Source organism: Streptomyces sp. NPDC006235, from assembly GCF_040613735.1.
In the GTDB taxonomy this organism is placed as follows: domain Bacteria; phylum Actinomycetota; class Actinomycetes; order Streptomycetales; family Streptomycetaceae; genus Streptomyces.
Map to the genome: position 1 here is coordinate 1 of NZ_JBEXSR010000096.1, position 2,664 is coordinate 2,664.

Here is a 2,664-nt window from a genome sequence, read left to right on the forward strand (position 1 = left end):
GGCTCCACTGGTACAACTACCACCGACCCCACACCGGCATCAGCGGCCACACCCCAGCCAGCCGCATCACCAACCTGCCCGGACAGCACACCTAGTGCGCGAGCAGCACCAGGGCCAGGGCGATCAGCGCCGGGACGGTCTGGACGAAGAGGATCTTCCGGCTGGCGGTGGCCGCGCCGTACACCCCCGCGACCGCCACGCACACCAGGAAGAACACCGAGACCTGGAAGCCCACCGGGTCGGACGCCACCGCGCCCCAGAGCAGGCCGGCGGCGAGGAAGCCGTTGTAGAGGCCCTGGTTGGCGGCCAGGGCCTTCGTGCTTTCCGCGAACTCGGCGGTGGTGCCGAAGGCGCCGCGGGCGCGCGGCGTGGTCCACAGGAACATCTCCAGCACCAGGATGTAGGCGTGGAGGGCGGCGAGGGCCAGCACCGCGAGGGTGGCGAGGATCGACATGCGCCGCATCATCGCAGGCTCGCCTGACCGTCCTGGCGTGGCCGTCCTGACATGGCCGTCCTCGCGAAGCCGTCGTCGTGCGGTCGTCCTCGCGGGGCTGTTCTCGCGGTGCCGTCCTCGCGGGGCTGTTCTCGCGGTGCCGTCCTCGCGGGGCCGCCCTGTACGGCTCTCCTCGCACGAGCGTCTCCCCCGGCCGCCCTCGTTCGGGCCCGTCCAGGAGGCGGAGTGGGGTGTCGGGTGGGAGATTGCGGGCAGTGGAAGGCCGGGTCGGGCCGTCGCGTCCCCGCGTGTGCCGCTCGGGAGCCCGGCCCGGCCTTCCCGCCCGCCGGTGTCGTCGTCCCGGTGCGATGCGCATGAGTGAGCCTCCGGCCCGTCGTTCGGACGAGGGCGTGTCCGTAAAGTCCTGTCTGCCGGTGTCCCGTGGCCGCCGCCCGGGCCGCGGCGGCGGTTGGCGGCGGCCGGCACTCCCCCAGCTTTCGGCCGGGGGGACCCCAGAGCGCCCACCGGACGCCGCCGGGCCCGCCCTCCGGGCGGACGACGGACGCCCTGGCGGCCGACCGCCATGTGAAGTTCCGTCAAATCAACGGTGGTTGTGGTCATTTCTGCCATCGTCCGGCCGATAAACGATCATCCCGTGGGTGGATGTAAGGAGCATCCGCTTGCCGTGACGATAACCCCGACCTTGTCGAACACCGAGGAAGGGGAAGGCCGTTGCGTATCGCCCGGCTTCTCGGAACGGTCCTGGGCACCACGTTGCTGACGACCACCGCCGTACTGACCGCACCCGCCCACGCCGGCCCGGCCGCGCCGCCCGCAGGGTCCGCGGACCGCACGTCACTCGACAGAACCGCCCTGCGCGACTCGCTGGACGCCATCCACGAGGCGGGTATGTACGGCGTCTTCTCGTCCGTCAGGGACGGCCGCGAGCGGTGGACCGGAGCCTCCGGCGTCGCCGACGTGAAGACCGAACGCCCCGTCACCCCGGGCATGCGGCACCGCGTGGGCAGCATCAGCAAGACCTTCACCTCCGTCGCCCTGCTCCAGCAGGTGGAGCGCGGCCGCCTCCGCCTCGACGCGCCCGTCGGCGACTACCTGCCCGACCTGATACCCGGGGAGCGCGGCCGGCAGGTCACCGTCCGTATGCTCCTGAACCACACCAGCCATATCGGCGACTACATCGCGGGCGCCTTCCCCTCCCTCGTCGAGGGCTCGACCGCCAGCCTCGACGAGGAGCGCTTCCGCTCCATCCGTCCCGGGGAACTCGTCCGGCTGGGCCTGGCGGCCCCCGCCACCGGACGCCCGGGCGAGCTGCCCGGCTCGTACTCCAACACCAACTACGTCATCGCCGGACTGCTCCTGGAGAAGATCACCGGCCGGAATGCCGAGCAGCACATCACCCGCGACGTCATCGACCGGGCCGGACTGCGCCACACTTCCTTCCCGCGCACCCCGTACATCAAGGGCCCGCACCCGCGGATGTACGAGTCGTTCTACGGCCTGATCGACCCGCCCCGCGACTACAGCGTCTACAACATGTCCTGGGCGTACACGGCGGGCGCGGTCGTCTCCACCACCGACGACCTGAACCGCTTCTACCGCGCCCTGCTCGGCGGGAAGCTGATCGGCAAGGCCGCCCTGGGCGAGATGACGCGCACGGTCCCGGTGAGCGGCCTCGACTACGGCCTCGGCATCTACGCGCTGGAGATGCCGTGCGGCCGCTTCTGGGGCCACGACGGCGCGGTGTTCGGCGCCGGCATGACCGCGCTGTCCAGCCGGGACGGCAAGCGTCAGGTGGCTCTCGCGCAGAACCTGATGAAGTACCAGAGCGTCGACGAGAACGGCGACATCGAGCCGCACGCGATCGACGGCGCCCTCTACGCGTACGTCGTCCGCGCCCTCTGCCCGGCCGGGTCGGGGGACACTCCCGGGTCCGCTCCGGGGGCCGGTCTCGTGAGCCCGGAAGACGCCCGTGACGGGCTCAGCAAGCGGTTGCCCGGAATCGACCATTCTCAGTTGACCAGTGGGCTCAAGTTTGGTCAGCTGTCCCACTGATCGTGTTCGATTCTGATCGAGCGTTTCACGGCTCCTTGGGGAGGAGCCGGTGACAAGTGGGGGAGTTTCCTTGAGCTCGGTCTCTCCTTCGCACGTCATCTGCCGGTGCCCGAGCCCGAACGGCTCGACCGCACGGTCCGCCCGGAGGAACTCGCCAC

2 protein-coding genes are annotated in these 2,664 nt (G+C 70.8%); one reads left to right on the forward strand and one right to left on the reverse strand.

What is annotated here, in order from left to right:
• Nucleotides 1-91: 91 nt before the first annotated feature.
• Nucleotides 92-454: a DUF1304 domain-containing protein gene (locus ABZ192_RS42970; protein ID WP_356929891.1), complete on the reverse strand. Its 363-nt coding sequence runs from the start codon at nucleotides 452-454 to the stop codon at nucleotides 92-94.
• A gap of 711 nt (nucleotides 455-1,165) precedes the next feature.
• Between ABZ192_RS42970 and ABZ192_RS42975 the strand changes: the two genes are divergently transcribed.
• On the forward strand, nucleotides 1,166-2,506 hold the full coding sequence (locus ABZ192_RS42975; protein ID WP_356929892.1) for a serine hydrolase domain-containing protein: 1,341 nt from the start codon (nucleotides 1,166-1,168) through the stop codon (nucleotides 2,504-2,506).
• Nucleotides 2,507-2,664 lie beyond the last annotated feature (158 nt).